We start from the raw sequence: 5,589 nt of genomic DNA, 5'->3' as shown, positions 1-5,589 counted from the left end.
GATCGGACCGTTGACCCAGATCCACACGGTCAGGGTCAGCAAGGCGCCGGGCAGGTAGCCCGGGTGGGGTGCGCGGTGGCCCTTGAGGGAGGTCATGTTGAACTTCAGCACCACGTCCTCCTCACCCAGGCGGGTGGGGTATTCGCTGAGCTGCCGAAAGTAGCCGGCGCTCTTGACGTAGGGGGTCAGCTGAGCCGTCAGGGAGCGGCTGATGGCGGTGCGGGTGGCTTCGTCGATACCGGGAGCGGTGACCTGCACATCGGCAATTTGCGCAGTGCGCGGACTACTGATGGGAGCGGGATGCAACGGCGCGCCCAGGGGGCCGGTGACGTTGTAGGACACACAGCCGGTCAGCGCCAGGGTGGCGATGAGGGCGGCGGCCCTGAGGAGGGTTCTGAACACGAAATATCCTTATTGATGGACGGACAGCATCAACGTCTCGACCCCGGGGGCCAGAACTTTAGGAAAACCGCGTATTCAGTTGGGCGGCGCAGGCCCGCTTCCGGGCGTTATTGATAGTCCTCTTCATAGGCCTGGAGCAGATTGAACAAGTGCTCCTGGGGCATCGCGCAGTCCTGCAACGGTTCGGGCGCAACCCCGTTCCATTCCTCATCGGGGTCACTTTCGACAATCAACAGCGGCACCTGAGCGTTGTTGCAGAAGGCGAGGATGTCGCGCAGTTCCTGCTCACGTTCCACATGGTCGTTGTGAAACAGCTTGGCGCTGTAGAAGAAGCCCTCGGCGCCACGGCGCAGATAGCCCTGGGCAACACTCAGGGACAGGCCCAGGCGTTGATGGAGAAACTTGACCAGCGCCAGGCTGGTGGTGGGAGTGGCCGTGGCGAGGCTGATCCGGGACATGGCAGGTTCCTTGAAAAAACGACGGAGAATGGCAGCGCGGTTACTCGGGGCGCCACAGTTCGAGCCCCTGCACGTGACGCTCGATGTCGTCCATGTCGTCCTCCCCCAAAGTGCAGTCGAAGGGTTCGCTGAGAATCCTGCGCACCTGGGCCAGGCGCTGGGTGACCTGCTGGTTGTCGATGAAATCGGTGGTCGCACGCTGGTAGTCGGCCACGGGTTTGTCCGCGTAATAGGCGCCCATCTTGTGCAGCGAGATCAACACGAACTCCAGCTCCGCCAGGGCTTGCAGGGCCTGCTCCCCCGAGAGGGTGATGGTGCGGTTGCTTTCCAGCATCGAATACTTCCTTGGTTCTCAACATTTGGACAGATCGCCGCTACCTGAGTAGCGTGCGCCGCACACTTCAATCCGACCGGCGCCCAAACAGGCTGATCATGGCCTGGCCGGGCTGAAGGGCGCGACTCTACTCCCGCAGGCGGTGCCCGGACAAATCCGCCTGCCGGTGTCAGGCCAGCCCACTAACGCCGCAGCCGCTTCAGAGAAAAATACGGCCCTTGAGGTACAAGGCGCCGTAGCCGCTGATAATCACCCGTCCGTTGTCCAGCACCTGACACTCCAGCTGGCCCTTGCGCGCCCCGCCCTGCTGCGCCCGCAACTGACGCTTGCCCAGGCGCGCGGCCCAGTAAGGCGCCAGGGAGGTATGGGCAGAACCGGTGACCGGGTCTTCATTGACCCCGACCCGCGGGCCGAACCAGCGCGAGACGAAATCGAATTCCCGGGACGGCGCCGTCACGGCAATGCCGCGCACATCAAAGGCCGCCAGTGCGGCGAAATCGGGCTTGAGCGCCTCCACCAGCGATTCGTCGTCCACCACCAGCAGATAATCGTCGGTGCGGTACAGGGCCGCGGCCGCCGGCAACCCCAGGGCTTGCAACAGGGCCGAAGGAATCGCCACTGCCTCGGGCTGCTTGGCGGGAAAATCCATGGACAGCAGGCCGCCCTCGCGGCTCACCCGCAACTCGCCGCTGCGGGTGGCAAAACGCAGCACGTCGCGGCGCTCGCCCAACTGCTCGAACAGCACCCAGGCCGCCGCCAGGGTGGCGTGCCCGCACAGGTCGACTTCCACCGTGGGGGTGAACCAGCGCAGCTCGAAGACTTCGCCCCGGGGCACGAAATAGGCGGTTTCCGACAGGTTGTTCTCCAGGGCGATGCGCTGCAGGACCTCGTCCGGCAACCAGGCCTCCAGGGGGCACACCGCCGCCGGGTTGCCACCGAAGACGTGGGAGGTAAAGGCATCCACTTGAAAGATATCGAGTTGCATCGCGGTCATTCCTCGGCGCCTTCGGCGCGGATCTGTTCCAGGTAGTTGTAGATGGTGTAGCGGGTCACCCCCAGGGCCGCGGCGGCCTTTTCGATCCCGCCCTTGACGATGAACACCCCGCGTTCCTGCATCTGGCGCACGGCGTCGAGCTTGTGCTGCTTGCTCATGCGCGCCGCGCTTCCCGGGCAGGCGCCCTGGATGATCTGGGCCAGCAACTGTTCCATGTCGCGGGTTTCATCCAGGCGCGGCGCAGGCGCACTGCCCAGACCCAGCAACTGCCCCAGGCTGGCGTGGGCCGCGGCGATGCCGCTCAGGTCGCTGTTGCTGCACAGGCTGGCGAAGGGCTGCCCGCTGCGGTCGCGAAAGATCACCGTGGAACTGCGCAGCTCGCGGCCGTCGGGGGCCAGGGTCGGGTAGTTCTCCAGTACCAGCGGGGTCGCTGCGGAGCGGTCTTGCAGGGCGCGTCGCACCGCGGCAAAACCCAGGTCCTGGCGCGGCCCGACCAGCACCGGGTCGCCCACCCGGCGCCCGGTGACATGGCCATTGGCGATGGCAACGATCGAGGATTCCGGGCGGTCCAGGTCATGCAGGACGATTTCCACATGCTGGCCGACCACGCTGGTAAGCATCTGCAAGGTGCTGCTGAGCACTTGCAAGACCAGCTGGCGCTCGGCAAGAAGGGCATCGGAAGGCAGGTTCATGGGCGGTTACCAAGGAAAGCGGTCAGAAAAAATATCAACACAACGTTGAAGATTCAACTTTTAGTTGATTGCGACCTCAATCCTGTCAGCCCATCGTGGCAATTGCATAGCCAGGGGCATTGCTGCAATATTCGCAAATGTAAAACGTTCTCATTAAATATCCCCATTCAAGTGCTCTCCCCCATGACCCCCAACCTGCTCCTCGTGGAAGACGACGCCAGACTGCGCGACGATCTGGATCGGCATTTCCGCCAGCGCGGCTTTACCGTCACCACGTGCGCCGACGGCCGCCAGGGCTTGGCAGCGGTGCGCGCCGGCCACTTCGACCTGGTGCTGCTGGACATCATGCTGCCGGGCATGGACGGCCTGGCGCTGCTGGAAACCCTGCGCCACGAACAAGGCACGCCGGTGATGCTGATGTCGGCCCTGGGGGCCGAGCAGGACCGGATCACCGGCTTCACCCGGGGCGCCGACGACTACCTGCCCAAGCCCTTCAGCCTGGCCGAGCTGGACGCCCGCGCCGACGCCCTGCTGCGGCGCATGGCCCGGGTGCAACTGCAGCAGGCCACGCGCCAGGACCCGATCCTCAGCTTCGACGACCAGGCCCAGGACGTACTGCACCAGGGCCGCGCAGCGGGCCTGACCGGCTCGGAATACCGGCTGCTGGTGACCCTGCGCGAACACCCCGGAGAAACCCTGAGCAAGCCTTTTCTCTATCAGCACGTACTGCACCGCATCTATACGCGCCTGGATCGTGGCCTGGATGTGCACGTGTGCAACCTGCGGCGCAAACTCGCCGACCTTGGGGTGCAGCACCTGCAGATCCAGGCGGTGCGCGGCGCCGGCTACATCCTGGTGGAGGCGCAACGTCACTGATGCGCCGTCATCCCCTGCTGTGGAAACTGGCCGTGCTGCAGATCGGCTTCTGCCTGCTGCTGACCTGGATCATCTGGACCTGGGGCCTGTCGGCGGAACGCAGCACCTATTTTCTCGACCCCGCCGACCGCCAGTACCTGGCCAGCTACGCCCAGCAGGCCGAGAACGCCTGGCGTCAGGGCGGCATGGCCGCGGTCGATGAGTTCCAGCGACAACTGGCGGCCCGGGAAGACACCTGGGTCGCGGTGATCGGCGATCGCCTGCAGAGCCTGGGCAGCACGCCGCTGACCGCCGAGGACGCCAGCCACCTGACCTTCATGCGCAAGCTCGACTGGCCCATGAGCCGGCGCCTGCAGGACGAATTGCCCTACGTCAGCATCGAATTCCCCGAGCACCCGGAACAAGGCCGGCTGGTGCTGCAACTGCCCGAGCGCCTGTTGCCCAGTGGCCTGACGCCCTGGACCCACCTGCTCAGCCATGGCGTAGTGCCGACCCTGCTCGCCGCCCTGCTCGGCCTGTTGCTCTATCGTCATCTGGTGCTGCCTTTGAACCGCCTGCGGGATCGCGCCGATGCCTTGCGCGCCGACGACCTGGAAAGCCAGGGGCTGGGCACGCCCCTGGTGAACCGCCACGACGAGCTGGGAGAGCTGGCCCTGGCTTTCGAGCACATGGCCGAGCGCCTGCGCCAGAGCCTGGCCCAGCAGCGCCTGTTGCTGCGGACCTTGTCCCATGAGCTGCGCACGCCCCTGGCGCGGTTGCGCATCGCCCATGACAGCCGGTTGCCGCCGGAGCAGTTGCGCCAGCGCCTGGACCGGGAGATCGCCGATATGCAGCGCCTGCTGGAAGACACCCTCGACCTGGCCTGGCTCGACACCGAACGCCCACAACTGCCCACCGAAGCGGTGCAGGTGCTGTCGATCTGGGAGGCGCTGCGCGAGGACGCCTGCTTCGAAAGCGCCTGGGACGCCGAGCGCCTGCCCTGCCTGCTGGACGCCGAGTGCCGGGTCCAGGTGCACCTGGACAGCATCGCCCAGGCCCTGGAAAACCTGCTGCGCAATGCCATTCGCTACTCCCCCGCCGGCGGCCGGGTGAGCCTGCGCGGCTGGCGCGAAGGTGCCTATTGGCACCTGTGCCTGGAAGACCAGGGACCGGGCGTTGCCGAGCAGGACCTGCAACGGATCTTCCAGCCCTACCAGCGCCTGGACTCGGCCCAGGGCGACGGTTTCGGCCTGGGCCTGGCCATCGCCCGGCGCGCCGTGGAGCTGCATCAGGGGCGGATCTGGGCCAGCAATGCCACGCCCGGGTTGTGCATGCACCTGCTGCTGCCCGCCGCCTAGGCCCGGCACAAGCGCGCCCGGCACCCTGACAGAACCTCGTACCGACCGGGAAGTGTTTAGAAAGTTAATGCGCTTTACTCGCAAATAGCAGTCATTATCATTCGTGATCTTCTGTTTCTGCCTCTGTCCCGGAGATCACCGATGTCCATGCGCTCGATGCGTCCTTTCGCCCCTTTCCTGCTGTCCGGCTGCTGCCTGCTCAGCCAGGCCGTGCAGGCTGCCAATGAAGGCTCGACCCAGCCGGTCCTGGAGCTGGAACCCCAGAGCGTCATCGCCACCGCCAAGGAAGAAACCAAGCAGGCACCGGGGGTCTCGGTGATCACCGCCGAGGACATCCAGAAGCGCCCGCCGGCCAACGACCTGTCGCAGATCATCCGCACCATGCCCGGGGTCAACCTCACCGGTAACTCCACCAGCGGCCAGCGCGGCAATAACCGGCAGATCGACATCCGCGGCATGGGCCCGGAAAACACCCTGATCCTGGTGGACGGCAAAC

8 protein-coding genes are annotated in these 5,589 nt (G+C 65.5%); 3 read left to right on the top strand and 5 right to left on the bottom strand.

All coding sequences use genetic code 11. The features are described 5' to 3' along the window. The 5 genes from BLX41_RS12820 to BLX41_RS12800 form a co-directional block, all read right to left on the bottom strand. Positions 1 to 402: hypothetical protein (locus BLX41_RS12820; RefSeq protein WP_404942767.1), on the bottom strand; the 402-nt coding region annotated here is incomplete at its 3' end. A 107-nt stretch (positions 403 to 509) separates the two neighbouring features. Continuing rightward, positions 510 to 860 (bottom strand): hypothetical protein, encoded by a 351-nt coding sequence (locus BLX41_RS12815; RefSeq protein ID WP_123725171.1) that lies wholly within the window; start codon positions 858 to 860, stop codon positions 510 to 512. A 40-nt stretch (positions 861 to 900) separates the two neighbouring features. Then, positions 901 to 1,194, bottom strand: a complete 294-nt coding sequence (locus tag BLX41_RS12810) for a hypothetical protein (protein ID WP_123725170.1) — start codon at positions 1,192 to 1,194, stop codon at positions 901 to 903. Between the two features lie 199 nt (positions 1,195 to 1,393). Next, positions 1,394 to 2,179: a PhzF family phenazine biosynthesis protein gene (locus tag BLX41_RS12805; protein ID WP_123725197.1), complete on the bottom strand. Its 786-nt coding sequence runs from the start codon at positions 2,177 to 2,179 to the stop codon at positions 1,394 to 1,396. A 5-nt stretch (positions 2,180 to 2,184) separates the two neighbouring features. Then, positions 2,185 to 2,880, bottom strand: coding sequence for a helix-turn-helix transcriptional regulator (locus BLX41_RS12800; protein ID WP_123725169.1), 696 nt, complete (start codon positions 2,878 to 2,880; stop codon positions 2,185 to 2,187). 183 nt (positions 2,881 to 3,063) lie between these two features. On the opposite strand from BLX41_RS12800, the gene BLX41_RS12795 reads away from it, so the two are divergent. The 3 genes from BLX41_RS12795 to BLX41_RS35225 form a co-directional block, all read left to right on the top strand. Beyond that, a complete protein-coding gene (locus tag BLX41_RS12795; RefSeq protein WP_123725168.1) occupies positions 3,064 to 3,756 on the top strand; it encodes a response regulator transcription factor in 693 nt (230 codons plus the stop codon). Further along, a complete protein-coding gene (locus tag BLX41_RS12790) occupies positions 3,756 to 5,093 on the top strand; it encodes a HAMP domain-containing sensor histidine kinase (RefSeq protein ID WP_123725167.1) in 1,338 nt (445 codons plus the stop codon). The genes BLX41_RS12795 and BLX41_RS12790 overlap by 1 nt, the downstream gene beginning before the upstream one ends. Positions 5,094 to 5,234: 141 nt before the next feature. Then, positions 5,235 to 5,589: TonB-dependent receptor plug domain-containing protein (locus BLX41_RS35225; protein ID WP_259744798.1), on the top strand; the 355-nt coding region annotated here is incomplete at its 3' end.

Origin of the sequence: Pseudomonas protegens, assembly GCF_003732485.1 — a bacterium.
Classification (GTDB): domain Bacteria; phylum Pseudomonadota; class Gammaproteobacteria; order Pseudomonadales; family Pseudomonadaceae; genus Aquipseudomonas; species Aquipseudomonas protegens_B.
This window is presented reverse-complemented; position numbering and strand designations above follow the sequence as displayed.